We start from the raw sequence: 23,808 nt of genomic DNA, 5'->3' as shown, positions 1-23,808 counted from the left end.
CCAGGGGCAGGTTGCTCACGTGTTACTCACCCGTTCGCCACTAACCCCACCCCGAAGAGTGGAATCCGTTCGACTTGCATGTGTTAAGCACGCCGCCAGCGTTCGTCCTGAGCCAGGATCAAACTCTCCGTAGATGCCTAGAAAACTAGAACAACTAGAAGAAAACCCCGGCATGCAGCACAACAACTGACCAAACCAGTCATCATCCCACACACCAAAAAACAACAATTGGCATTGATGTACATGGCACGCTGTTGAGTTCTCAACCACCCGGCGCCCACAGTTCCGGCTCCCGTTCCCGGGCCCTTCCCTGCGGCGGTTCCTCCACTTTAGCGGGGCTTTTCCGGCCCGGTCAAACCGGCCTTCCTGCGCTCCGCTCCGGGGCATTCCGCACGACCCGCCGCTGCGTGAGCGCCGAGTGCGAGGTCCTGCTCCGGGGTCGTGCTCCGCGGGACCGGCCACCTCGGTGTCCGTTCCTCCCCGTCCGGGGCACGAGGGACAACAGTACGCACCGCTGCCCTCGAGGTCAACTTCGGCTCCTGCGCCCCGCACCTGAGGCCCAGCGCAGCCCCGGTCGCGTGGCGCGCGTCACCACCCCGGGCGTGCCGCCGCCCCGCACCCCCGGGAGCGGGGTGCGGGGCGGCGGTCCTGCTGCCTGCGCCTGCCGGGCGCGTCAGGAGCCGGAGCGGGCGGCGTCGTACTGCTTGCGGACCTCGTCCATGTCCAGCCCGCGCACCTGCTCCAGCAGGTCCACGAGGCTCGGCTCGGGCAGCGCGCCCGGCTGGCTGAACACCGGGATCCCGTCGCGGTAGACCACCAGGGTCGGGATGGCGCTGACGCCGTACATGGCGGCGAGCTCCTGCTCGGCCTCGGTGTCGACCTTCACGAACGACGCGTCCGGGTTGGCCTCGGACACCCGCTCGAAGACCGGCGCGAACTGCCGGCAGGGGCCGCACCAGGAGGCCCAGAAGTCGATGAGGACGATGCCGTCCTTCACGGTCTCGTCGTGCGTCTCGCGGGTCAGGGTCTTCGTCGCCATGCCCTCGTCAACAGGGCCGCGCGCGGCGGTGTTCCGGCCAGCGCGGCGCCGGCTCAGGCGAGCGTGCGGCCCGCGGCCGCCCAGCGGCGGATCAGGGCGATGCGCTCCTGCAGCTGCGCCGCCGTCGCGGTGGCGCTGGGCGGGCCCCCGCAGCTGCGGCGCAGCTCGGCGTGCACGGCGCCGTGCGGCTGCCCGGTCCGGTGGTGCCACGCGCCCACGAGCCCGTTGAGCTCCTTGCGCAGCAGCGCCAGCGCCTTGTGCGTGGACACCTCGGGCTCGGGCTCCGGCGCGGGCGCCGGTGCACCGCTCCCCCGCCGGCGCCGCGCGGCCTGCTGCTCGGCCTGGCGCGCCTGCAGCAGCGTCGTGACCTGGTCCGGCTCGAGGAGGCCGGGCAGGCCGAGGAAGTCCTCCTCCTCGGCCGAGCCGACGGCCGCCTGCGTACCGAACTCGCCGCCGTCGAAGAGCACGCGGTCGAAGTGGGCCTCCGCCTCGAGGGCCTCGAAGGACAGCGCCTCCTGCTCGCCCGTCGTCCCGGTGCGGTTCGCGGCGGCGACCAGCGCGTCCTCCGGCGCCCAGACGTCCTCGTCCTCGCGCCGCGGACGGTCCAGGACGTGGTCCCGCTCGACCTCCATGCCGTGCGCGTGCCCGAGCAGCTGGGGGACGCTCGGCAGGAACACCGAGGCGGTCTCCCCGCGGCGGCGGGCCCGGACGAAGCGCCCCACGGCCTGGGCGAAGAAGAGCGGGGTGGCGGTGCTCGTGGCGTACACCCCCACGGCCAGCCGCGGCACGTCGACGCCCTCGGAGACCATCCGCACCGCGACGAGCCACCGGGTGGTGCCCGTCGCGAACTCCTCGATCCGGTCGCTCGCCTGCGGGTCGTCGGACAGGACCACCGTCGGCGCCTCGCCGGTGATGGCGCGCAGCCGGGCGGCGTACGCCCGCGCCGTCTGGTGGTCGGTGGCGATGACCATCGCCCCGGCGTCGGGCACGTGCCGGCGCACCTCGGACAGGCGCCGGTCCGCGGCCGTGAGGACCTGCGGGATCCAGTTGCCGTGCGGGTCCAGGGCGGTGCGCCACGCCTGGCCGACGAGGTCCTTGGTCATCGGCTCGCCCAGGCTCGCGGCGACCTCGTCGCCGGCCCGGGTCCGCCACCGCATCTGCCCGGTGTACGCGAGGAAGATCACCGGACGGACGACGCCGTCGGCGAGGGCCCGGCCGTAGCCGTACGTGTAGTCCGCGCTCGAGCGGCGCACCCCGTCGGGCCCGGCCTCGTACGTGACGAAGGGGATGGGGGAGACGTCGGAGCGGAACGGCGTCCCGGTGAGGGCCAGGCGCCGGGTCGCCGGCTCGAACGCCTCGCGCACCGCGTCGCCCCAGGACAGCGCGTCGCCCGCGTGGTGGATCTCGTCGAGGACGACCAGCGTGCGGCGCGCCTCGGTGCGCCGCCGGTGCAGCACCGGGTGCGCGGCGACCTGGGCGTACGTGAGCGCGACGCCCTGGTACTCCCGGGACACCGCGCCCTGGCCGTTGCGGAACTGGGGGTCGATGCGCAGCCCCACCCGGTGGGCAGCCTCCGCCCACTGGCGCTTGAGGTGCTCGGTGGGGGCCACGACGGTGACCGCCTGCACCACGCCCTGCTCCACGAGCTCGGACGCGATCCGCAGCGCGAAGGTCGTCTTGCCCGCGCCCGGGGTGGCCACCGCGAGGAAGTCCCGCGGGGCCCGGCGCTGGTAGAGCTCGAGGGCCTCCTGCTGCCAGGCGCGCAGCCGGGGGGCCGTCCCCCACGGCGCGCGGGCGGGGTACGCGGGGGGCAGGTGCGAGGCGGCGGAGGTACTCATCGGCCCGGCGAGGCTAGCCCAGCGGCACGGGCGACATGCCGCCGCCGGGGGCTGCCCGGCGCGCCGCCGGCGGCGTGCTACGCGTGTCGCCCGCCGGCCGGGGCGGCGTGGGCGCGCGGCCGTACCCGGGGGGCGAGGAGCGTGCCGACCACGGCCACGGCGAGCATGGCGGCGTAGATCAGCGCGAAGGCGTCGGCGTCCTGGCCGGGCGCGGCGTGCAGCCCGGCGAAGAGCGCGCCGGCGAGGCCGACGAGCGCGATGGCGCCCACCGCGTCGCTCACCTGCAGGGCCGCGGAGCTGGCCCCCTGGTCGGCGGGCGGGGACAGCTCGAGGGTGAGCACCGAGACCGACGCCATGGCGAGCCCCATGCCGAGCCCCGCGACGGTCCACGCCAGGACCGCGACCGCGGTGGGCACCGCGTCGAGCAGGGTGAGCGCGACGAGCCCGATGCCGAGGGCGAGCAGCCCGCAGCCGCCCTGCACCAGGCGCGGGCGCGGCACCCGGGTCGCCGGGCGCCCCTGGAACCAGGAGCCGGCCGCCCAGCCGAGCGCGGAGCCGGTGAGGCACAGCCCGGCGGCCGTCGCGCTGAGCCCCCGCTCCTGCACGAGCATGAGCGGCACGAAGCTCTCCGCGCCGACGAAGGCGCCGGAGAGGACCCCGCGCATGAGGATGGTCGCCGGCAGCCCCCGCGCGGCCCGCAGGGTGCCCGGCGGCAGCAGCCGCGGCAGGCTCGGCACGAGCAGCGCCACCCCCGCCGCGGCGACGAGCGCGCTGGACAGGACGAGGTGGCCTCCGGCGTACTGCACCAGGGCGGCCCCCACGGCGGCGAGCAGGGCGAGGCGCTTGCGCCCGCGCCGCGGCACCGCGCCCTCGGCGGGGCCCTCGAGGGCGCCGAGCCCGGGCAGCACGCACGCCAGGGCGAGCCCCACGAACGGCAGCACCGCCAGGAAGACCAGCCGCCAGGTCAGGCTCTCCGCCAGCCACCCGGCCAGGGCCGGCCCGACGATCGACGGCAGCACCCACGCCGAGGACATCGCCGAGAACACCCGCGGGCGCAGCGACGCGGGGTAGGCACGGGCCACCACCACGTAGAGGGCGACGATGACGAGCCCCGCACCCAGGCCCTGCACGGCCCGCCCGAGCACGAAGACGGGCATGGCCGTCGCCGCGCCGGCCAGCACGAGCCCCGCGGCGAAGGTGAGCACCCCGACGAGCAGGGGCGCCCGCGGGCCGCGGCGGTCGCAGACCTCCCCCGCGGTGACCATGCCGACGAGGGAGGTGGTGCTGAAGGCCGAGAAGGCCCAGGCGTACAGCGGGAGCCCGTCCAGCTCGCGCACGGCCACCGGCATCGCCGTGGCGACCGCCATCGCCTCGAAGGCGAGGAGCAGGACGGCGGTGACGATGCCCACGGTCATCCGCCCGCGCTCGCCGGTGAGGAGCCGCTCGGGGGCGGGGGCCGCGGGGCGGCGGGAGGGCCGGGCCGAGCGCGCGGCGGTGCGGGGGACCACCCGGCGAGGATAGGCGGGCCCGGACCGCGGCCCGCGCTGCAGGCGCGGCCGCGCGAGCCCGCTCAGGCGCTCAGGCCTCGCCACCGGGCGGCAGCGACTCCCAGACCTCCTTGCACGCCGGGCACACCGGGAAGCGCTTCGGGTCGCGGCTCGGCACCCACACCTTGCCGCACAGCGCGCGGATCGGCGTGCCCGTGACCATGGCCTCCATGATCTTGTCCTTGGGCGCGTAGTGCGAGTAGCGCTCGTGGTCGCCCTCGTCGTAGCGGTAGTCCTGCGTCGCGTCCGTGCGCGTGCCGAGGTCCTCCTCGACGAGCGTCCCGCCACCCGGCGCGTCGAGCCCGGGCCCGTCCGGCCCGGTCGTCGCCCGCGGGCGCAGGTCGGACGGGTCGAGCGTGGGGTACGGCTGCGCGGCTCGGCTCATGGCCCCCGATCCTAGGCGCCACCCCCGGCCGGCGGGGTCGGTGCGGCGTCAGTTGAGCGAGGGGTCCTCCGGGTACGTCGAGAGCAGCGCCAGGTCCCCCGGCTGGCGGCGCAGCACCCTGCGCCACAGCCCCGCCGGCGCGTCGCTGAAGACGTCGCCGGGCTCGGCGGCCACGACGTACCAGGCGCCGGAGGCGACCTCCTCCTCGAGCTGGCCCGGCGACCAGCCGGCGTAGCCGGCGAACACCCGCAGCCGGCCGAGGCGCGGCGCGAGCAGTGCCGGCTCGGCGTCGAGGTCGACCAGCCCCAGGCCGCCGACCACCCGCCGCAGCCCCGGCGGCTCCTCGGTGCCCGGCACGGCGGCGAGCGCGAGGGCCGAGTCGAGCGCGACCGGACCCCCCTGGAAGACGACGCCCGGCCCGGTCGCCAGCGGCTGCCAGTCGGGCAGCACGTCGGCCACGTCGACCTCGGTGGGCCGGTTGACGATCACGCCGAGCGCACCGTCCTCGTCGTGGTCCAGGAGCACCACCACGGAGCGGGCGAAGGGTCCCTCCGCGAGGGAGGGCGCGGCCACGAGCAGCTGCCCCGCCAGCGAGCGTCCGGTCATCCCCCCAGTCTGTCCCCCGCGCCGACGGCGCGGGGGGCGGACTCCCCCGTGCGCGCGGCGCGGAGCCCGAGCACCGCGCCCGCCGCGTCGGCGACCGCGTCGAGCGGGTCGCCCGAGCGGCCGGGCAGCAGCGCTCCCTGCAGCACCTCGCTCAGCACCGCGTGCCCGAGCAGCACCGCCAGCAGCGGGCCCGCCGGCAGTCCGGCCCGTCGGCCGGTGACCGCCACGGCGGCGAAGACGGCGGCGTGCACGAGCTTGTCCAGGTGCGGCACACCCGCCGCACCACCGGCCGACGGCGCGTAGAGCACCACGAGCTGCACGACGACCGCGACGACGAGCGCCGCCCGCCACGCGGTGGTCCCGCCCCGCCCCACGCTCAGCAGGTCGGGGTCGCGCCGGGCGTCGCCGGTGGGGTCGGGAACGGCGTCGCCACGCCCGGCGTGCACGGCGCCGGCGCGCCCTCCCCGCCCGCGGTGCCCGGCCCGGTGGCGGTCGCGGCAGCGGTCGCCGTGCGCACCGGCGTGCGGCCCGGGGTCTGCACCGCCGTCTGCACCGCCGTCTGGGCGGGCGTCTGGGCGGGCGTCCCGCCGGGGGTGCCGTCCGGCGTCCCGCCGGGGGCGCCGTCCGGCGTCCCGCCGGGGGTGCCGCCGCCCGGGGTGCCGCCCGGCGTCCCGCCCGGCGTCCCGCCCGGCGTCCCGTCCGGGGTGCCGCCGCCGGCGGGCGCCTCGACCTCGGCGGGCTCGGACCGCTGCCCCGCCGCGTCGACGGCCACCACGCGGTACGTCGCGCCGGGGACCGGCTCCTCGTCGAGGTACTCGGCGTCCTCGAGCGGCTCGTCGGTCAGCTGCACCGGCTCGGCGCCGGGGACGACGCGCAGCACCAGGTAGCCGCTGAGGTCGCCCTCCTCGCCCGCGGTCCAGGTGAGGCGGGTGCCGCCCTCGACGGCGACCGCCTCGAGGTCGCGGGGCGCCGCGGGGGCCGTGTCCGGCCGGGTCGCCTTCGCGCGGGCGGAGGGGGACTGCGCGCCCCCCGCGCCCACGGCGCGGACCCGGTAGTGCCGCTCGACGCCCTCGGGCGCGGCGGCGTCGGTCCAGGTCGGCTCCTCGAGGGGCTCCTCGACCAGCGGCGTCCACGGGCCGGCACCGCTGGGCGCGCCGTCGACCACCCACCCGACGACGCCCGCGGGGGCGTCGTCCCAGGTCAGGACGACCCCCTCGGCCGTGCCGCGGGCGGTGACGCCCGTGGGTGCGGCAGGAGCCTGCGCCGGGGGCGTCCCGGGCTGCGACGGCTTCCCCGGCTGCGACGGCTTCCCCGGCTGCGACGGCCCCCCGGGCTGGGACGGCGTCCCCGGCCGCGACGGCGTCCCGGGCTGGGACGGCGTCCCCGGCTGGGACGGCTTCCCCGGCTGCGACGGCTCCCCCGGCCGCGACGGGCGGGGGCTCGGCGACGGCGAGGGCGTCGGGTCGGTGACGCTGCCCGGCGGCGTCGTCCCGGGCAGCGGGCGGGTCGGCAGCGGCCTGGCCGGGGTGACCGGCCCGGTCGCCGAGCCCGCCGGGACGCCCGACCGGTAGCCCGCGGCGATGCCCAGGACCAGGTCGACGTACGCGGTGCTGCGGTTGTAGCGCAGGACGGCCGAGCGCTGGCCCGCGGTGGTCGACAGGTCCGCCCCGCCCGCGCAGAGGTAGCGCGCGGCGGAGAGCGCGGCGTCGTCGATGTCCTGCGGGTCCGCGACCCCGTCGCCGTCCGCGTCCGTGCCCGCGATCGCCCAGGTGCCCGGGATGAACTGCATGGGGCCGACGGCGCGGTCGTACGTCGTGTCGCCGTCGAGCCGGCCGCCGTCGGTGTCGCCGATCCCGGCCACGCCCGGCCGCCCGTCGAGCGCGATGCCGATGATGGACGGGCGCGAGCGCCCGTCGGCCCCGACCGTCGCTCCGCCGAAGCGGCCGTGGTCGCTCTCGACCCGCCCGATGCCGGCGAGCAGGGACCAGTGCACCGCGCAGCCGGACGCCTGGGCGGAGGCCGCCGCGGCGCGGTACGCCTGCAGCGCCCGGGCCGGCACCCCGCTCACCGCGTACGGTGCCGTGGACGGACCGCCGCCCCAGGTGTCGCCGCCGCTCCAGCCGCCGGCCGGGGGCGGGCCGTACGGGGTGGTGGGCGTCGTGCCGCCGAGAGCGCCCAGCGGGTCGGCCGGGCGGGCCTGCACGAGCGCCTCGGGGACCTCCTCCGGCGCGAGGGCGACCGGCTCCGGGTCGACCGGCAGGTCGTACGGCGAGCCGTCGAGGATCGAGCCCCAGGTGGTGCTGCCCAGCGCGAGGAGCGTGGCCTCGCCGCCGGCGAGGAGCCCCCCGCCGCCCGTGCCCGCGGCCGCGAAGGCTGCGGGCACCGAGAACACCGTCGCCGCGGCGAGCCCGACGCTCGCCCGGGCGACGGCGCGACGACGCGCCGCGCGGCCCGCCGCGCGGCGCTGCTGCCGTGGTGCTCGCTCCGCTGCCATCACACCCCCGTCGCCCATCCTGTCCCATCGCGTCGCCGCGCGGTACCCGGACCGACGAACCGGGCAGCGGCATCGTCCCCGGCGCGGGTGACGCGCCCGCGGCCGGGGTGCGGCTAGCCGGTGGCGACCGAGGCCGACTCGCGCGCCGCGCGGGCGACGGCCCCCGCGACCGCGCCGACGACGTCGCTGTGGAAGACGCTGGGCACGATGTACGTCGGGTTGAGCTCGTCGTCGCCGACCACGCCGGCGAGGGCGGTCGCCGCGGCGAGCAGCAGCTCGGTGCTGACGCTGTGGCTGCGCGCGTCGAGCAGGCCGCGGAAGACGCCCGGGAAGGCGAGCACGTTGTTGATCTGGTTCGGGAAGTCGCTGCGCCCCGTCGCGACGACGGTCGCGTGGCGCGAGGCGATGTCGGGGTCGATCTCCGGGACGGGGTTGGCGAGGGCGAAGACCACGGCGTCCTCGCCCATGCGGGCCACGTCCTCCTCGCGGAGGATCCCGCCGGCGGACACGCCGACGAAGACGTCGGCACCCTCCATCGCGCCGCGCAGGTCGCCGGTGTAGCCGCCCTGGTTGGTGTTGTCGGCGATCCACCGCATGCGCTCGGTGAGGTCGGTCCGCCCGCCGTGGACCGCCCCGTGCTCGTCGCAGACGACGACGTCGCGCACCCCGGCCGCCAGCAGCAGCGCGAGGATCGCGCTGCCCGCCGCGCCCGCGCCGGACATCGCGATGCGCACGGCGCCGAGCTCCTTGCCCACGACGCGCAGGGCGTTGGTGAGCGCGGCCAGGACGACGATGGCGGTGCCGTGCTGGTCGTCGTGGAACACGGGGATGTCCAGCAGCTCGCGCAGGCGCGCCTCGATCTCGAAGCAGCGCGGTGCCGAGATGTCCTCGAGGTTGATGCCGGCGAACACCGGGGCGATGAGCTGGACCGTGCGGACGATCTCGTCGCTGTCCTGCGTGTCGAGGCAGAGGGGGAACGCGTCGATGCCCGCGAAGCGCTTGAAGAGGGCGGCCTTGCCCTCCATGACCGGCAGCGCCGCCACCGCGCCGAGGTTGCCCAGGCCCAGCACGGCCGAGCCGTCGGTGACGACGGCGATCGTGTTGCGCTTGATGGTGAGGCGCCGGGCGTCGTCCGGGTTCTCGGCCAGCGCCGTGGAGACGCGCGCCACCCCCGGCGTGTAGACCATCGAGAGGTCGTCGCGGTTGCGGATCGGCACCTTCGAGTTGACCTCGATCTTGCCGCCGAGGTGCATGAGGAACGTGCGGTCCGAGACCTTGCGCACCCGCACGCCCTCGAGCGCGCGCAGCACGTCGACGACGGACTCCGCGTGCGCGGTGTCCGAGGCCGCGATGGTGACGTCGACCGTCAGGGCCTCGCGGCCCGACTCGATGACGTCGAGCGCGGTGACGATGCCGCCCGCCTGCTCGACCGCGGTGGTGAGGCGGCTCATGACCTGGCCCTGCGCGGGCACGTCCAGCCGGACGGTGTTGGAGTAGGACACGCTGGGGACGGACGCCATGCGCCCGGATCCTGCCACCCGGGCCCGCCCCCGCACGAGGGGGCGTCCCGCGCTCAAGGGGCGGTACGCGGGCGCCGACGGGGGGTCGTGCCCCTCCGCCGCCCGCGCCCGCCCCGTACCGGGGCACCGGTGGTGTCGTGCGACCCTGGAGGGGCACGGTCCGGGACGAGCCGGTCCGTCCCGCTGCGCCCGTGCGGCGCGGGGAGGGGCGCTCGCGCCCGTCCGCGCGCCCGGAGGAGGTCGACCCCGTGATCCTGCTGGCCCTGGTCCTGCCCCCGCTGCTGCTCGCCCTGCTCCTGGGGCTGGAGCGGGTGGAGCGGTGGACCGTCCGACCGCCGAGCGCCCCCGGCGCGTCCCGGGGGCCCCTGGCCCGCGCCCTCAGCCGCGCGGCAGCCGGACCACGCTGACGAAGAAGTCGTCGATCTGCCGGACCACGTCGATGAACCGCTCGAAGTCGACCGGCTTGGTGACGTACGCGTTGGCGTGCAGCGAGTAGCTGCGCAGCACGTCCTCCTCCGCCTCCGACGTGGTGAGGACGACGACCGGGATGCGCCGCAGCTCCGGGTCGTCCTTGACGGCCGCCAGCACCTCGCGCCCGTCCATCCGCGGCAGGTTGAGGTCGAGCAGGACCAGGTCGGGCGTCGGCGCCCCGGCGTGGTCCCCCTCCTTGCGCAGGAACGCCATCGCGTCGACCCCGTTGGTCACGACGTGCAGGGTGTTCCGGACCTTGTTGTCCTCGAACGCCTCGCGGGTCATGAGCACGTCGCCCGGGTCGTCCTCGACGAGCAGCACCTCGATCGCGCGCTCCCCGCTACCGGTCACCGGTCCCCCTCCTGGGCCGCGGCGCCCACCGCGGCGGTCACGGGCGCGGCGGTCGCCGCGCCCTCCTGCGGGCCCACCACGGGCAGGGTGAAGCGGAAGGTCGTCCCGCCGCCCGGCGCGGCGGTGTCCAGCCAGATCCGCCCGCCGTGGTGCTCCACGATCTTCTTGCACATGGCCAGCCCGATGCCGGTGCCCTCGTACGCGTCCTTGGCGTGCAGCCGCTGGAAGATGACGAAGATGCGCTCGGCGTACTCCGGCTCGACGCCGATGCCGTTGTCGCGGCAGCAGAAGAGCCACTCGTCCCCGGCGCGCTCGACCCCGAGGTGCACCCGCGGGGGCTCGTCGCCGCGGAACTTGACCCCGTTCCCGACGAGGTTCTGGAAGACCTGCGTGAGCAGGCCGGCCTCGCCGCTCACCGTCGGCAGCGGGTCGTGCGTCACGACGGCCCCGCTCTCCTCGAGGGCGGCGGAGAGGTTGCGCAGCGCCACCGCCAGGCACGCCTCGAGGTCGACGTCGGCGAAGCCCGAGGAGAGCCGGCCCACCCGCGAGAAGGCGAGCAGGTCGTTGATGAGCTGCTGCATGCGCTTGGCGCCATCGACGGCGAAGGCGATGTACTGGTCCGCGCGCTCGTCGAGCTGCCCCTCGTAGCGGCGGGCCAGCATCTGGCAGAAGCTGGCGACCTTGCGCAGCGGCTCCTGCAGGTCGTGCGAGGCGACGTACGCGAACTGCTCCAGCTCGGTGTTGGAGCGCTGCAGCTCGCGCGCCTGCTCCTCGAGCTGCAGCCGGGACGCCTCCACCTCCGCCTTGGCGGCCTCGAGCACGCCGAGCTGGGTGAGCAGCCCGCGGCGCATGGCCTCCACGTCGGCGGCGAGGCGCTCGATCTCCGGTGGGCCCTCGACGTGCACCGGGTGGTGCAGGTCGCCCGCGGCGACGGTGCGGGTCTCGGTGGCCAGCGCCTCGACCGGCCCGGTCACCCAGCGCCGCAGAGCGGCGAGCAGGGCCAGGCAGGCGCCGAGGGCGCCGAGGGCGCCGGCGACCAGCGTCGCGAAGAGCAGGCCGACGTCGCGCGACAGGGCGTCGCGGACCTCGTCGCGCTCGTCGCCGAGCACCTCCCGGTACGCGGAGTACTCCCGCCGCACCGCGTCGAAGAGGGTCCTGCCCCGGTCGAGGTCCGCACCGCTGAGGGTCCCGCCCGTGCGCACGTCGGCGATCGCCGGCTCCGCCCACGTGCGCTGCCAGGCCCCCGCCGCCCGCGCGGCCACCTGCAGCCGGTCGAGGGCCTGCGGCGACCCCTCCAGCTTGCGCTGGAGGGTCGCGAAGTCCGCCGGACCGCGCTCCTCGGCCGCGCGGTACGGCGCGAGGTAGGCCGGGTCGCGGGTCAGGGCGTAGCCGCGGACCGCGGTCTCCTGGTCGACCAGCGAGGTGAGCAGGTCGTCGGACAGCACCGTCGCGTCGTAGTAGTCGCCGGTGACGCGCGCCTGCTCGGTACGGGTGCGCGTGAGCAGGACCGCGCCGACCGCGAGCCCGGCGAGCACGAGGGCCATCCCGACGGCGACCGCGACGGTCAGCCGGCGGCGCAGCGTCCAGCGGCCCCGGCCCGCGCTCACGCGGCGGGCCCGAAGCCCACGACGACGACGGCCACGTCGTCGTCGAGCTCGCCGCCGTGCAGGTCCTGGGCGCGCTGGATGAGCTCGTCGGCGAGGGGGCCGCTGCGGTCGTAGACGTCGCTGGCGCGGACCAGGTCGAGCAGCCCGTCGACGCCGAGGCGGTCGGGGCCGCCGTCGACGTGCCCCTCCACGAGGCCGTCGCTGAAGGCCATGACCCGCCAGGCCCCCTCCAGCTGCACGGTGCGGCTCCCCCAGACCACGCCCGGCAGCACGCCCAGCGCGGGCCCGACGAGGTCGTCGGGCAGCTGCACCGGCTCGGCGCCGAGCAGCAGCGGCGCCGGGTGCCCGGCCAGGACGATCCGCGCCGAGCGCCGGTCCGGCGCGACGACGAGCAGGCAGAGCGTGGCGAAGACCTCCTCGGAGGCGCGCTCCTGCACGAGCACGTCCTCCAGGCACGGCAGCAGGCGGTCGCGCTCGATGCCCGCGAGCACCAGGGCCCGCCAGGCGATGCGCAGGCACACCCCGAGCGCGGCCTCGTCGGGGCCGTGCCCCGCGACGTCGCCGAGCAGGACGAGCAGCGTGCCGTCCTCGGTCTCCACGACGTCGTAGAAGTCGCCGCCGAGCACGGCGCCGCGCCCCGGGCGGTAGCGCGGCTCGACCTCGAGCCGGCGGTCGCGCAGCAGCGGCTTGGGCAGCAGGCCGCGCTCGAGCCGCGCGTTCTCGGCCGCGCGCAGCTCCGTCGCGTAGAGGCGGCGCAGCTGCTCCTCGGCGCGCTTGCGCTCCAGGGCGTAGCGGATCGACCGGGCCAGCAGCTGGCCGTCGACCTGGCCCTTGACGAGGTAGTCCTGCGCGCCCGCGGCGACGGCCTCGGCGCCGCGGTGCTCGTCGGCGAGGCCGGTCAGCACGAGCACCGCCGCCTCGGGCACGCGCTCGAGCACGCGGCGCAGGGCGACGAGGCCCTCCGCGTCGGGCAGGCCGAGGTCGAGCAGCACGCAGTCGTACGAGCCCCGGCCCGCCTCGAGCGCCTCGAGCGCCGCGCTCACGCTGCGCACCCAGCGGATCTCGACCTGGGCGGAGGCCTCGAGGAGCAGCTCCTGGACGAGGAACGCGTCGCCCTCGTCGTCCTCCACGAGCAGGACGCCGGTGCCGGAGGGGTCCGCCGGGCCGGGGGCGCCGGGGGCGGTGCCCGGGGGCGGCAGGGTGCCGGGGGCACCCGTCGGAGGTGGCGTCACGACGGGTAATCGTAGGGGGTCGTCGCGCCGGTCGAGGTCCGATGCCGTTTCGTGACCTCGGCGGACGGGCACCCTCCTGCCACGCCGCACCCGGCCCCGCGGGCGCTCCCCGCCCCGGCCGTCGGCGGTCCCACCGAGATGCTCCGGGAGGAGTCGTGCCCCTGCGCGCCCGCGCCGTCCGTCGGCAGGCGGCCGCCTGGTCCCTCATGCCGGCGCTGCTGGCGACCGGCCTGCTCGCCGCCGGCGTGGGGGGTGCCGAGCGCATGAACCGCGCGGAGAAGGCCGTCGCCGCCCGCCTGTCGTGGTGCGGCCTGGACGAGCGGTCGGTCGCGGTGGCGCAGGCGCAGTGGGAGGGCCAGCGCACGCTGCCGGACCGCGTCGCGGACGTCCTCGTGGTGCCCCCGGCCCCGCAGCGCGGCGAGCCGTCCGGCCGGGTCTCCACGGGCGAGGCCGAGGACCTGCCGCGCGGGGGGCTGCGCGTCGTCGCCAGCCCCGCCCCCGACGGGGGCTGGCACGTGGCGCCCGCCGACGCGGCGACCAGCCGCGCCCTCGACGGCTGCCTCGACGACTAGCCGTACGGCGCGGCGCGCGGACCGTCGGCGCGGCTCACCAGCCGTCGGCGGCGACCACCGCGCGCTCGCGGGCGAGCCGCTCGACCGTCGCGATGAGCGCCGAGGCGATGAACGGCTTCGTGAGGTACGTCGCACCCAGGGCGCGGCCGCGCTCCACGTCGGCCTCGTGGACGCGCGCGGTGAGGAAGACCGCGGGGACGTCGTGCAGGCCCGGGCGCGCGCGCAGCTCCTGCAGGGTCGCGAAGCCGTCGAGCCCGGGCAGGCCGACGTCGAGCACCGCGACCTCCGGCCCGCCGTGCGCGTCGACCAGCGCGAGCGCGGACTCGCCGTCGTCCACGGCGACCGTGCGGTGCCCCGCGGCGCGCAGCCGCAGGGAGACGAGCTCGCGGATGTCCGGGTCGTCCTCGACGACGAGCACGCGGGCCATGGGGGCTACCTCCGGTAGGGCGGGGACGGGCGCGGCACCGGCGCGCCGGGCGGGCACCGCTCGCTGGGTCCTTCGGCGGGACCCGCCCGGTCCTTGAGCCGTTCGGGTGGCGCCCGGCGCGCTGCTCAGAGCTTGCGCAGGCCCCGGGCCGTCTCGGCCTGGGCGCGCACCTCCTGCAGGTCCGCGCCCGTGGACAGGGCGACCGCCGCGCCGACCGCCCCCTCGAGGAACGGGGCGTCCACGAGGGCCACCCGCGCCGCCACCTCGTCGTCGAGCTCGGCGAGCAGGGCGCGCGCCGTGAGCACCGAGCTGCCGAGGTCGGGGAGCAGCACGACGTCGCAGCCGCCGTCGAGCGCCGCCTCCACCGCGTCCTCGAGCAGGTCGATGCTCGTGCCGAGGCGCCCGTCCTCGGTGCCGCCGACGCCGGTCACCCGCTCGGGCGCCCCGGCCACCTGGCCGGCGAGCTCGGCGACACCGGCCGCGGCGGTGGCGCTGTGCGAGAGCAGCACGAGGCGCACCGGGGCGCTCACGCCCCCTCCAGGGCGTCGGCGAGGGCCCGTACGAGCAGCGCCGTGGAGGTGGCCCCGGGGTCCTGGTGACCGGCGCTGCGCTCGCCGAGGTAGCTCGCCCGGCCCTTGCGGGCGACCATCGGCGTGGTCGCGAGGGCACCCTCCTCGGCCGCGCCCGCCGCCGCGCGCGCGGCTGCGGCCGGGTCGTCGCCGCGCCCGGCCGCCGCCTCCAGCGCCTCGACCGCCGGTGCGAGCGCGTCGACGAGCGTGGCGTCGCCCGGCTGGGCGCCGCCGAGCTTGACGACGCCCTCGAGGGCGGCGCGCAGCGCCCGGGCGAGCTCCGGGGTGCCGGCCTCCCCGGCGTCGCCGAGCGCCTTGCCCGCGCGGCGCAGGGCGGTGCCGTAGAGGGGGCCGCTCGCACCGCCCACCTTGCTGACCAGCGCCGAGCCCACGGCGGTGAGGACGGCGCCGGGGGTCGCGGGGTCCCCCGCGTCGAGCGCCGCGACCGCGGCGGTCATGCCGCGGTGCAGGTTGACCCCGTGGTCCGAGTCGCCGATCGGCCGGTCGAGGTCGGTCAGCTCGTCCTTGCGCTCCTGCACGAGCTCGGCGAGCCGGCGCACCCAGGCACCGGCGCGGGCGGCGTCGAGCCCGCCGCTCACCGGCCCCACCGCAGGGCGGGGGTCTGCACCGGCGCGTCCCACAGCTCGGCGATCTGCGGGGTGAGCCGGCACAGGCTCACCATGCTGCCCGCCATCTCCAGGCTGGTGACGAAGTCGCCGACGAGGATCCGCCCGATGCGCGCGCCCCGGCCCTCGACCGCGGCGCGGACGCCGTCGACGAGGACGTACAGCTCCATGAGCGGGGTCCCGCCCATGCCGTTGACGAGCACGAGGAGCTCGCCCTCGAGCGGCATGTCGTCGTGGATCGCGGCGACGCTCGCCTCGGCGATCTCGCGGGCGGTGGCCAGCGGCGCGGTGCTGCGCCCGGGCTCGCCGTGGATGCCGACGCCGAGCTCCATCTGGTCCTCGCCCAGCTCGAAGCCGGGCTTGCTCGATCCCGGGGTCGTGCACGGCGTGAGGGCGACGCCGAAGCTGCGGGTGCGCTCGACGACCTCGCGCCCGAGCGCGGCCAGGTCGCCGAGCGCGTCGCCGCGCTCGGCCGCGGCGCCGACGACCTTCTCGACGAAGAGCGTCGCGCCGGTGCCGCGCCGGCCGGCGGTCCACGTGCTGTCGACCACCGCGACGTCGTCGTCGACCAGGACCGTCTCGACCTGCACGCCCTCGTCGTCGGCCATCTCCGCGGCCATCTGGAAGTTGAGGACGTCGCCGGTGTAGTTCTTCACGACGTGCAGGACGCCCGCGCCGCCGTCGACGGCCCGGGTCGCCTGCAGCATCTGGTCGGGGACCGGCGAGGTGAAGACCTCCCCCGGGCACGCGGCGTCGAGCATGCCGTGCCCGACGAACCCGGCGTGCAGGGGCTCGTGGCCCGAGCCGCCGCCGGAGACCAGGCCGACCTTGCCGCGCGTCGGGCCCGAGGCCCGGGTGACCACCTTGGCGTCCACGTCGACCGAGAGCTCGGGGTGCGCCGCCGCCAGGCCCCGCAGGGCCTCCGTCACGGCGTCCGCGGGGTCGTTCAGCAGCTTCTTCACCGGCGCTCCCTCACGCTCCCGGCGGGGCGCCCGCTGCGCCCCGCCGGTCTGCCGGGGACGCTAGGCAGCGGCCCCGGGCGTGTCAACGGACCGGGCTCACCCCGCGGCCTCGACCAGGCCCCCGGCCTGGTCCCCGATCACCCGGGCGGCCTCGTCGATGCGCGCAGCGGAGCCGCGCACGGCGCCCACCTGCTCGGCGAGCTCGCGCACCGCCTCCTCGATGGACGCGAACGCGCGCCCGGCGGCCTCCACGGTCGTCGCGCCCGCGGTCACCTCGCCGCGGCTGACCTCGATGCCGCGCACGGCCTCGGCGACGGAGGCCCCGATCCCCTCGACGAGGGCGCTGATGCGCTCGGTGGAGGCCGCCGACTCCTGCGCCAGCTGCTTCACCTCGCTCGCGACGACGGCGAAGCCCTTGCCGGCGTCGCCCGCGCGGGCCGCCTCGATGGTGGCGTTGAGCGCGAGGAGGTTGGTCTGCTCGCTGATCGAGCTGATGAAGCGGACGATCTCGTCGATCTTCGCCGACTGCTCCCCCAGCGTCGTGACGACCTCCTCCGAGGCCCGGATGCTGGCCACGATGCCGTCCATCGCCGCGGCGATGCCGTCGATGCCGGCGATGCCCTGCGCGGCGCGCTCGCGCGCGTCGGCCGCCACCGCCTCGACCTCGCCGACGGTGCGCAGCGCGGTCCGCACCTCCTCGGTGGTGGTCCCCGCCGCCCCGGCGATGCGGGCGGTGCGCTCGCGCAGCTGCTCGTTGACCCGGCGCGTGTCCTCGAGCGTGCCGCGCAGGGTGCGGACCATGCCCGACAGGGCCTGGCCCATCCGGTCGTCGGGGCCCTGCGGCGCGATGTCGACCCCGAGGTCGCCGCGGGCCAGCGCCTCGGCCACCCGGGTCGCCTCCAGCTGGTAGTCGGTCATGGCGCGGAAGGCGTCGGCGAGCTCGCCCGTCTCGTCGTCGGCGCGGTGCTCGACCCGCGGCCCGGAGGTGTCGCCGGCGGCGAGCCGGCCCGCGACCGCGGCCATCCGCCCCACCGGGTCCGCCACGCGGCGGGCGAGCACCCAGCTCAGCCCGCCGGCGACGGCGGTGACGAGCAGGCCGACGAGCAGCAGCAGGCGCACCATGGCGCCCCGCCCGTCCTCCACCGCGGCCGTCGCCGCGGCGTAGTCCGCGTCGCGGGACACCTCGGTGACCACCCAGTCCCACGGCGCGTAGTAGAGGAAGCGCGCGGTGCTGGGCCCGTGCTCGGGGTCCACGAAGCGCACCTGCCCGATCTCCCCCGCGGCGAGCGAGGGCGCCCGGCCGACGACCTCGGCGACCCACGCCCGGCCCTCGGCGTCGCGCGTCCCGAGCACGTCGTCGCCGTCGGCCGCGCCCTCGGGGGCGACGAGGTACGTCCCCTTGCGGGTGCCGGTCGCGCCGAGGACGGACACGTACCCGTGCTCGCCGACCTCGGTCGCGAGGAGCGACTCGCGCAGGCTCGGGACGGCCTGCTGCTTGATGCCGACGTACAGCATGCCGACGACCTCGCCGGCGGCGTCGCGGATCGGCTGGTACGCCGAGTCGTACCAGGCGTCGACGACGAAGGCGGTGCCGCGGAACGTCCGCCCCGCGAGGACCTCCTCGAGGACCGGGCTCGGCGAGCCGTCGGGGCCGACCCGCGGGACGTACGTCCCCAGGGCGCGGGTGCCGTCCTGCTTCTCCACGGTCGTGGCCACCCGCAGCATGTCGCCCTCCGGGCCCATGCGCTGGAAGACGGTGACCGTGGCCCCCGTGAGCTCGCGGACCTCGTCGACGAACGCCACCTCGCGCTCGAGGCTGCGCTCCTGGCCGAGCCAGCGCCCGCCCACGGCCATCCGGGGCAGCTCGACCGCGCGCTCGCGCTGGGTCAGCTGGTCGACCGCCGTCCAGGCGACGCCGCCCCCCGCCTCGGCGATGCCCCCCTCGCGCGCGGCGAGCTCGGAGGCGACGCGCAGGTCGGACTCGACGGTCTTGCCGACGAGCTCGCCCTGCGTCCGCACGACGTCGTACGCCCCGGTGGCGACCTGGTCGAGCACCTGCTCGGTCAGCGCCTCCGTCCCCGCGCGGGCGCGGTCGCCGAACTGCCCGCTCTGCCACCAGCCGGTGGCGGTCAGCAGGGCGGCGGTGACGAGCGTCCCGCCCGCCCCCACCGCGACCACCTTGCGCCGGATGCTCCCCATGCCCGATCCCTCCCGATCCGTTGCCGCCGCTACCTGTCGGCGGGCGCAGGGGCGGGCTTGAGCGCCGGGGGCGCGTGATCGTGGCGCGAGCAGGGAAGGTGCCGGGCCATGCAGCACTTCACCATCGCGACCGTGGCCGAGCAGAGCGCCGACTTCCGCCGCGTCCTGTGGACCGGGACGAACACGCAGCTCGTCATCATGACCATCCCGCCGGACGGGGAGATCGGCGAGGAGGTGCACGAGGACATCGACCAGGTGCTCAGCTTCGTCAGCGGCACCGGCGAGGCGCGGGTCGGCGGCGAGACCAAGGCCGTCGCGCAGGGCGACCTCGTCGTGGTCCCCGCGGGCACCAAGCACAACTTCGTCAACACCGGGCCGAACCCGCTCGTCCTCTACACGGTGTACGGCCCGCCGGAGCACGCCGACGGCGCGGTCCACCGCACCAAGGAGGAGGCCGACGCCGCCGAGGAGTCCGGCGAGGACGAGCCGCCGCAGCACTGACGCGGCTCCCCGTCCCCGCCCGACCGGGCGGCTGCCCGACCGGGCGGCTGCCCGACCGGGCGGCTGCCCGACCGGGCGGCTGCCCGATGGACCGGCTGCCCGACCGGCGGCCGCGCCGGCGCCGGCCTAGGCGCCCGCCGCGGCCGCCCGGTCGAGCAGGGCGAGGGCCAGCCGCGAGTCCACCACGAGGCCGTCGACGATCCCCCCGCGCACCGCGGCGAGGACACCGGCGGCCTTCTCCGCGCCCGCGGCCACCCCGACCACCGTGGGCACGCGCCGCAGGTCGTCGAGGTCGACGGCGAGGACCTGGTCGTGCACCGCGCCGAGCACCGCGCGGCCCTCGGCGTCGAAGAAGCGGCAGCAGGTGTCGCCGACCGGGGCGGCGGCCTCGAAGCGGGCCCGGTCCTCGGTCCCGAGCTCGAGCTGCTCGAGCACGACCGCGGACGAGCCGAGCCCGGCGGCGCCGAGCCCCACGACGGCGAGGTCGACGGCCCGCGCCGCGTCGAGCGCCGCGCGGATCGCGGGCTCGGTGACGAGCGCGTCGCGCGCGGCGGCCGAGCGCAGCAGCGCCGGGGCGTGCAGGTAGCGGTACGTGCCCCCGACGGCGGTCGCGAGCGAGCGCACGAGCTCCTGCCCGGACACGAGCGAGGCCGAGCTCGACAGGCCGCCCACGAGCGGCACGACGTCGACCGCGCGCGGGCGGTCGGTGGCGAAGGCGGCGGTCATCGCCTTGAGCGACGAGCCCCAGGAGACGCCGAGCGACTGCCCGTCCACCAGGGCCTCGTCGAGCCACTCCGCGGCCAGGGCCCCCACCTGCTCGAGCTGGCTCTCGCCGGGGGTGAAGGCCGTGACGCGCACGGGGTCGAGACCCAGGCGCACCCGCAGGGCCCCCTCGAGGTCGCCGTCGCGCGCGCCGAGGTCGAGGACCCGGATCTGCACGAGCCCCTGGGCCTTCGCGGCGGCGAGCATGCGCGAGACGTTGGAGCGGCTCGTCTGCAGCGTGCGGGCGATGTCCTCCTGGGACCGCCCGTCCAGGTAGTACAGCGACGCCACCTTGACGAGCGTCTGGCGGTCGCGCCCGGGCGGCATGCGGCCATCGTACGCACGGGTGATCGCCTGCGCCGCGCCGCGCGCACGCACGTGCACGGTGCGCACCCGCGTGCGTCGTCCTGCGCCGAAAGCCTTGTGACGCACCTCGCACGGTGCTACACCTGTCGCTGCACAGTCGTGAGCGTCCTGCACAGATGTGCAGGCGCGGACCCCGCAGCAGCCCCGAGGAGGGCGCATGGCAGCAGCAGCAGCGCCGCCGCTGGTCCTGGCTTCGACGACGGAGCCGACGAGCGGCGCCGAGTCGGACAACCCCGTCATCCAGGCCCTGGTCTGGGCCGGCGAGCACTTCATCGGCCTGTTCAACGCCGCCGGGCAGCAGTTCAGCGGCCTCGTCGTCGGCATCCTGCCGACGCTCATCGTGCTCCTGACCTTCATGTACGCCCTCGTGGCGTTCATCGGCGAGGACCGCGTCACCCGCGCCGTGCAGTGGTCGGCCCGGTGGTGGATCACGCGCTACACCGTCATGCCGGTGCTCGCGGTCCTCATGCTGACCAACCCGATGTGCTACACGTTCGGCCGCTTCCTGCCCGAGCGCTACAAGCCCGCGTTCTACGACTCCGCGGTGTCCTTCGTGCACCCGGTCACCACGTTCTTCCCGTACGCCAACGCCGGCGAGCTCTTCGTGTGGCTCGGCGTCGCGGCCGGCGTCACGCAGCTCGGCGAGTCCACCGTGCCGCTGGCGCTGCGGTACTTCCTCGTCGGCATCGTCGTCATCCTCATCCGCGGCGTCGTCACCGAGCGCATCACCGCGATGCTCATCAAGCGCGCCGGCAAGCAGGAGCTCTTCGACACCTTCGACGAGCGCTTCGCCGCCGCGGCGCGGGCCGGGGGGCGGTCGCTGTGACGAGCGTGCAGCAGCAGGACACCCCGCGGGCGTACCGCTCGGTCGAGGTGCGCCCGGGCCGCGGCGGCTGGGGCCGCGGGCTGGTCCTCACCCCGGACGGCACCCGGGACAAGGTCATCAGCGTCACCGGCGGCGGCATCCACCCGGTGGCCGCGCGCATCGGCGAGCTCACCGGCGCCCAGGTCGTGGACGGCTTCCGCACCAGCGTCCCCGACGAGCAGGTGCTCGTCGCGGTCATCAACTGCGGCGGGACGGCGCGCATCGGGGTCTACCCGAAGAAGCGCATCCCGACGGTCGACGTCTACCCCGGCGAGCCCGGCGGCCCGCTGGCGCAGTTCATCACCGAGGACGTCTTCGTCTCGGCCGTGACGCCCGCGGACGTGCACCCGGTGGACGCCGCGGTGGGCGCGGCGGCCGGCGCCCCCGCCCCCGGGCCCGCCGCGGCAGCGCCCTCGGCCGTGGGGCCCGGCTCGCCGACGGTCCCCACGACGCGCACGCCCGAGCCGGTCGAGCGCCCGGGCTTCTTCGTCCGCTTCGGCGGCGTCATCGGCTACATCATCAACACCTTCCTGTCGGCGGGCCGGCAGTCGATCCAGCTGGTGCTCAACACCGTCCTGCCCTTCATGGCGTACGTGAGCCTCCTGCTCGGCTTCGTCACCTACACCGGCGTCGCGGAGCAGCTCGGCGAGTGGCTGCGGCCGCTGAGCAGCAACCCGCTCGGCCTCGTCGCCATCGGCGTCGTCGTCGCGCTGCCGTTCCTGTCACCGATCCTCGGGCCGGGCGCGGCCGTCGCGCAGATCGTCGGCGTGCTCATGGGCACGCAGATCGGCAACGGGACCCTCCCCGTGCAGTACGCGCTGCCCACCCTGTTCGCCATCGACGGGCAGGTCGGCTGCGACTTCATCCCGGTCGGCCTCGGCCTGGGCGAGGCGAGGCCCGAGACGGTGGAGGTCGGCACGCCCGCCGTCCTCTTCAGCCGCCTCATCACGTCCCCGCTGGCGGTCGTCATCGCGTACTTCGCGAGCTTCGGGCTGTGACGGGCGTGGCCACCACCGGCACCCGCACCACCACCACCACGAGCACCGCTGCGGAGGCGCACGGCGTGACCTACTACGAGAGCACGGTCCTCACCGTCGGCACCGACGCGGGCGCCATGGTCGACGGAGGGGTCCTCATCCTCTTCGGCGACCCGGTGCCCGACGCGCTCGGGGAGGTGAGCGTCGTCCACCGCCCCGACGGCCCGCCGGCGGCGGCGCTGGCCGCTGGGGACGTCCTCGAGCTGGACGGGCGCGAGCTCGTGCTCACGGAGGTCGGGGACCTGGCGGCGGCCAACCTGGCCGAGCTCGGCCACATCGTCCTCTACGCCCCCGAGGCGTGCGGAGAGCGCTTGCTCCCCGGCGCCGTCAAGGTCGAGGGCGCCATCACCCTGCCGCGGCCCGAGGCGCGCCTGCGCCTCCTGCGCCCCGGCACCACCCAGGAGGAGCGGCACTGATGGGCATGGGCTACACCGAGCGCATGGCGCAGCGCCAGCGCGAGACCGGCCGCCCGGTGCGGGTCGGCCTCGTCGGCGCCGGGCAGATGGGCCGCGGCTTCGTCGCGCAGGCCCGGCGCATCACGGGGATGGAGGTCGTCGCCGTGGCCGACCTCGACCTGGACCGGGCCACCGGGGCCCTGCGGGCGGCGGGCGTCGAGGGCGTGCGGACGGGCGACGACCTCGCCGCGCTCGGCGCTCATGTCGAGGACGGGGGCACCGTCGCGGTCCCGGACCCGGCGCTGGTGAGCGCTCTCCCGGTCGACATGGTCATCGACGCCACCGGCGTGCCGGAGGCGGGGGCGCAGATCGCGCTGCGGTCGCTGCTCGCGGGCAAGCACGTCGGCCTGCTCAACGTCGAGACGGACGTGACCGTCGGCTGGCTGCTGCAGCAGCTGGCGGCGCGCAGCGGCGCGGTCTACACCCTCTGCCGCGGCGACGAGCCGGCCGAGGCGCTCAAGCTGGTGGAGTTCGCCCGCGACCTCGCCTTCGACGTCGTCTGCGCCGGCAAGGGCAAGAACAACCCGCTCGACCCGCACGCGACGCCGACCGGGCTGCGCGCGCAGGCCGAGCGCAAGCGGATGAACCCCAAGATGCTCGCCAGCTTCGTCGACGGCTCGAAGGCGATGATCGAGATGGCGGCGCTCGCCAACGCCGCGGACCTCGGCGTCGCGTGCCGCGGCCTGCACGGCACGGAGACCACGGTGCCCGAGCTGCACCGGGTCTTCCGGCCCGCGGCCGACGGCGGGGTGCTCGACCGCGCCGGGGTCGTGGACTACGCCACCGGGCCGGTGGCCCCCGGCGTCTTCGTCGTGGCCCGCAGCGACGAGCCGACGGTGGTCGACGAGATGGCTTACCTCGGGATGGGCGAGGGGCCCTACTACGGCTTCTACCGCCCGTACCACCTGGCGAGCATCGAGGCGCCGCTCTCGGTGCCGGCCGCGGTGCTCGACGGGCGCAGCGACATCAGCCCGCGGGCCTGGCGCGCCGAGGTGGCGGCGGCGGCGAAGCGGCCGCTGCGGGCGGGCGAGGTCGTCGACGGCATCGGCGGCGAGTGCGTGTACGGCGTCGTGGAGGACGCGGCCGTCGCGGCGGAGCAGCGGCTCGTCCCGCTCGGCCTGCTCGCCGGCGCCCGGCTCGTCCGCGACGTGCCGGCCGACGGCGTGCTGACCCACGACGACGTGGAGCTCGACACGAGCACGACGATCTGGCAGCTGCGGGCGCTGCAGGACCGCCTGCTCGGCGGCCCCGGCGCGGGCGGCGCCCCGGCCGCGCCCTCGCTGCTCGACGGCCTGCTGCGCGCGCCCGTCCCGGCCTGAGCCGTGGCGGCCGACGGTCCCCCGCAGGCGGGCACCTGCCCCGCCTGCGGGGGCGCGC

General features: G+C 76.6%; 24 protein-coding genes and 1 rRNA gene. 7 read left to right on the top strand and 18 right to left on the bottom strand.

From position 1 onward, the window contains the following. From D5H78_RS12700 to D5H78_RS12660, 9 genes are all read right to left on the bottom strand, one after another. A 16S ribosomal RNA gene (locus D5H78_RS12700) occupies window positions 1-134 on the bottom strand; the annotation flags it as partial. Between the two features lie 539 nt (window positions 135-673). Next, on the bottom strand, window positions 674-1,039 hold the full coding sequence (trxA, locus tag D5H78_RS12695; protein ID WP_119950838.1) for a thioredoxin: 366 nt from the start codon (window positions 1,037-1,039) through the stop codon (window positions 674-676). Between the two features lie 53 nt (window positions 1,040-1,092). After that, entirely contained in the window at window positions 1,093-2,877 is a 1,785-nt protein-coding gene (locus tag D5H78_RS12690) for a DEAD/DEAH box helicase (protein WP_119950837.1), read from the bottom strand. A 77-nt stretch (window positions 2,878-2,954) separates the two neighbouring features. After that, complete coding sequence (locus tag D5H78_RS12685; protein ID WP_119950836.1) at window positions 2,955-4,385, bottom strand: MFS transporter; 1,431 nt, start codon at window positions 4,383-4,385, stop codon at window positions 2,955-2,957. Between the two features lie 70 nt (window positions 4,386-4,455). Continuing rightward, the gene (locus tag D5H78_RS12680) at window positions 4,456-4,809 is read right to left on the bottom strand and encodes a DUF3039 domain-containing protein (protein ID WP_119950835.1); all 354 of its coding nucleotides are present in this window, start codon (window positions 4,807-4,809) and stop codon (window positions 4,456-4,458) included. A gap of 48 nt (window positions 4,810-4,857) precedes the next feature. Then, window positions 4,858-5,415: a YqgE/AlgH family protein gene (locus D5H78_RS12675; RefSeq protein WP_119950834.1), complete on the bottom strand. Its 558-nt coding sequence runs from the start codon at window positions 5,413-5,415 to the stop codon at window positions 4,858-4,860. Beyond that, a complete protein-coding gene (locus D5H78_RS12670; RefSeq protein ID WP_165865723.1) occupies window positions 5,412-5,789 on the bottom strand; it encodes a VanZ family protein in 378 nt (125 codons plus the stop codon). Before D5H78_RS12670 ends, D5H78_RS12675 begins: the two co-directional genes overlap by 4 nt. Window positions 5,790-5,791: 2 nt before the next feature. Continuing rightward, a complete protein-coding gene (locus D5H78_RS20310; RefSeq protein ID WP_281268695.1) occupies window positions 5,792-7,798 on the bottom strand; it encodes a lytic murein transglycosylase in 2,007 nt (668 codons plus the stop codon). A 224-nt stretch (window positions 7,799-8,022) separates the two neighbouring features. Further along, window positions 8,023-9,429: an NAD-dependent malic enzyme gene (locus D5H78_RS12660; RefSeq protein WP_119950833.1), complete on the bottom strand. Its 1,407-nt coding sequence runs from the start codon at window positions 9,427-9,429 to the stop codon at window positions 8,023-8,025. Between the two features lie 248 nt (window positions 9,430-9,677). Between D5H78_RS12660 and D5H78_RS19365 the strand changes: the two genes are divergently transcribed. Continuing rightward, the gene (locus D5H78_RS19365) at window positions 9,678-9,836 is read left to right on the top strand and encodes a hypothetical protein (protein WP_165865722.1); all 159 of its coding nucleotides are present in this window, start codon (window positions 9,678-9,680) and stop codon (window positions 9,834-9,836) included. Here D5H78_RS19365 and D5H78_RS12650 read toward each other — a convergent pair. From D5H78_RS12650 to D5H78_RS12640, 3 genes are read right to left on the bottom strand one after another with little or no spacing between them, the layout of a single operon-like run. Then, complete coding sequence (locus D5H78_RS12650) at window positions 9,808-10,251, bottom strand: response regulator (RefSeq protein ID WP_218566560.1); 444 nt, start codon at window positions 10,249-10,251, stop codon at window positions 9,808-9,810. The two genes, D5H78_RS19365 and D5H78_RS12650, sit on opposite strands and share 29 nt — an antisense overlap. After that, window positions 10,248-11,858, bottom strand: a complete 1,611-nt coding sequence (locus tag D5H78_RS12645) for a sensor histidine kinase (RefSeq protein WP_218566559.1) — start codon at window positions 11,856-11,858, stop codon at window positions 10,248-10,250. Before D5H78_RS12645 ends, D5H78_RS12650 begins: the two co-directional genes overlap by 4 nt. Continuing rightward, the gene (locus D5H78_RS12640) at window positions 11,855-13,090 is read right to left on the bottom strand and encodes a PP2C family protein-serine/threonine phosphatase (RefSeq protein ID WP_218566558.1); all 1,236 of its coding nucleotides are present in this window, start codon (window positions 13,088-13,090) and stop codon (window positions 11,855-11,857) included. Before D5H78_RS12640 ends, D5H78_RS12645 begins: the two co-directional genes overlap by 4 nt. A 155-nt stretch (window positions 13,091-13,245) precedes the next feature. Here D5H78_RS12640 and D5H78_RS12635 point away from each other — a divergent pair, with 155 nt between their 5' ends. After that, window positions 13,246-13,662 carry a hypothetical protein gene (locus tag D5H78_RS12635; protein WP_119950831.1) on the top strand — a complete coding sequence of 139 codons (417 nt, stop codon included), beginning with the start codon at window positions 13,246-13,248 and terminating at the stop codon, window positions 13,660-13,662. A gap of 34 nt (window positions 13,663-13,696) precedes the next feature. Here D5H78_RS12635 and D5H78_RS12630 read toward each other — a convergent pair whose 3' ends face one another. The 5 genes from D5H78_RS12630 to D5H78_RS12610 form a co-directional block, all read right to left on the bottom strand. Continuing rightward, window positions 13,697-14,089: a response regulator transcription factor gene (locus D5H78_RS12630; RefSeq protein ID WP_119950830.1), complete on the bottom strand. Its 393-nt coding sequence runs from the start codon at window positions 14,087-14,089 to the stop codon at window positions 13,697-13,699. 125 nt (window positions 14,090-14,214) lie between these two features. After that, on the bottom strand, window positions 14,215-14,619 hold the full coding sequence (locus D5H78_RS12625; protein ID WP_218566557.1) for a PTS-dependent dihydroxyacetone kinase phosphotransferase subunit DhaM: 405 nt from the start codon (window positions 14,617-14,619) through the stop codon (window positions 14,215-14,217). Beyond that, on the bottom strand, window positions 14,616-15,257 hold the full coding sequence (dhaL, locus tag D5H78_RS12620; RefSeq protein ID WP_119950877.1) for a dihydroxyacetone kinase subunit DhaL: 642 nt from the start codon (window positions 15,255-15,257) through the stop codon (window positions 14,616-14,618). Before dhaL ends, D5H78_RS12625 begins: the two co-directional genes overlap by 4 nt. Next, window positions 15,254-16,246, bottom strand: coding sequence for a dihydroxyacetone kinase subunit DhaK (dhaK, locus tag D5H78_RS12615; protein ID WP_119950829.1), 993 nt, complete (start codon window positions 16,244-16,246; stop codon window positions 15,254-15,256). Before dhaK ends, dhaL begins: the two co-directional genes overlap by 4 nt. Window positions 16,247-16,342: 96 nt before the next feature. Continuing rightward, window positions 16,343-18,445 (bottom strand): methyl-accepting chemotaxis protein, encoded by a 2,103-nt coding sequence (locus D5H78_RS12610; protein ID WP_119950828.1) that lies wholly within the window; start codon window positions 18,443-18,445, stop codon window positions 16,343-16,345. Window positions 18,446-18,553: 108 nt separating this feature from the next. Between D5H78_RS12610 and D5H78_RS12605 the strand changes: the two genes are divergently transcribed. Then, window positions 18,554-18,946, top strand: coding sequence for a cupin domain-containing protein (locus D5H78_RS12605; protein WP_119950827.1), 393 nt, complete (start codon window positions 18,554-18,556; stop codon window positions 18,944-18,946). 126 nt (window positions 18,947-19,072) lie between these two features. Here the strand turns inward: D5H78_RS12605 and D5H78_RS12600 are convergent, their stop codons facing one another. Beyond that, window positions 19,073-20,035, bottom strand: coding sequence for a sugar-binding transcriptional regulator (locus D5H78_RS12600; RefSeq protein WP_119950876.1), 963 nt, complete (start codon window positions 20,033-20,035; stop codon window positions 19,073-19,075). Window positions 20,036-20,231: 196 nt separating this feature from the next. Between D5H78_RS12600 and srlA the strand changes: the two genes are divergently transcribed. Genes srlA through D5H78_RS12580 form a run of 4 tightly spaced genes read left to right on the top strand, consistent with a single transcriptional unit; the run spans window position 20,232 to window position 23,750 of the window. After that, entirely contained in the window at window positions 20,232-20,900 is a 669-nt protein-coding gene (srlA, locus tag D5H78_RS12595; RefSeq protein ID WP_119950826.1) for a PTS glucitol/sorbitol transporter subunit IIC, read from the top strand. Beyond that, window positions 20,897-21,937 (top strand): PTS glucitol/sorbitol transporter subunit IIB, encoded by a 1,041-nt coding sequence (gene srlE / locus D5H78_RS12590; RefSeq protein ID WP_119950825.1) that lies wholly within the window; start codon window positions 20,897-20,899, stop codon window positions 21,935-21,937. The genes srlA and srlE overlap by 4 nt, the downstream gene beginning before the upstream one ends. Further along, a complete protein-coding gene (locus tag D5H78_RS12585; RefSeq protein WP_218566556.1) occupies window positions 21,934-22,392 on the top strand; it encodes a PTS glucitol/sorbitol transporter subunit IIA in 459 nt (152 codons plus the stop codon). The genes srlE and D5H78_RS12585 overlap by 4 nt, the downstream gene beginning before the upstream one ends. After that, entirely contained in the window at window positions 22,392-23,750 is a 1,359-nt protein-coding gene (locus D5H78_RS12580) for an NAD(P)H-dependent oxidoreductase (RefSeq protein WP_218566555.1), read from the top strand. Before D5H78_RS12585 ends, D5H78_RS12580 begins: the two co-directional genes overlap by 1 nt. Window positions 23,751-23,808 lie beyond the last annotated feature (58 nt).

The sequence above is a fragment of the Vallicoccus soli genome (genome assembly GCF_003594885.1).
Classification (GTDB): domain Bacteria; phylum Actinomycetota; class Actinomycetes; order Motilibacterales; family Motilibacteraceae; genus Vallicoccus; species Vallicoccus soli.
This window is presented reverse-complemented; position numbering and strand designations above follow the sequence as displayed.

What these genes read in the sequence shown, in the direction of transcription:
- trxA (WP_119950838.1), bottom strand. Translation starts at nt 1,039, where the DNA reads ATGGCGACGAAGACCCTGACCCGCGAGACGCACGACGAGACCGTGAAG.
- D5H78_RS12690 (WP_119950837.1), bottom strand. Translation starts at nt 2,877, where the DNA reads ATGAGTACCTCCGCCGCCTCGCACCTGCCCCCCGCGTACCCCGCCCGC.
- D5H78_RS12680 (WP_119950835.1), bottom strand. Translation starts at nt 4,809, where the DNA reads ATGAGCCGAGCCGCGCAGCCGTACCCCACGCTCGACCCGTCCGACCTG.
- D5H78_RS12675 (WP_119950834.1), bottom strand. Translation starts at nt 5,415, where the DNA reads ATGACCGGACGCTCGCTGGCGGGGCAGCTGCTCGTGGCCGCGCCCTCC.
- D5H78_RS12660 (WP_119950833.1), bottom strand. Translation starts at nt 9,429, where the DNA reads ATGGCGTCCGTCCCCAGCGTGTCCTACTCCAACACCGTCCGGCTGGAC.
- D5H78_RS12630 (WP_119950830.1), bottom strand. Translation starts at nt 14,089, where the DNA reads ATGGCCCGCGTGCTCGTCGTCGAGGACGACCCGGACATCCGCGAGCTC.
- D5H78_RS12610 (WP_119950828.1), bottom strand. Translation starts at nt 18,445, where the DNA reads ATGGGGAGCATCCGGCGCAAGGTGGTCGCGGTGGGGGCGGGCGGGACG.
- D5H78_RS12605 (WP_119950827.1), top strand. Translation starts at nt 18,554, where the DNA reads ATGCAGCACTTCACCATCGCGACCGTGGCCGAGCAGAGCGCCGACTTC.
- D5H78_RS12600 (WP_119950876.1), bottom strand. Translation starts at nt 20,035, where the DNA reads ATGCCGCCCGGGCGCGACCGCCAGACGCTCGTCAAGGTGGCGTCGCTG.
- srlA (WP_119950826.1), top strand. Translation starts at nt 20,232, where the DNA reads ATGGCAGCAGCAGCAGCGCCGCCGCTGGTCCTGGCTTCGACGACGGAG.
- D5H78_RS12580 (WP_218566555.1), top strand. Translation starts at nt 22,392, where the DNA reads ATGGGCATGGGCTACACCGAGCGCATGGCGCAGCGCCAGCGCGAGACC.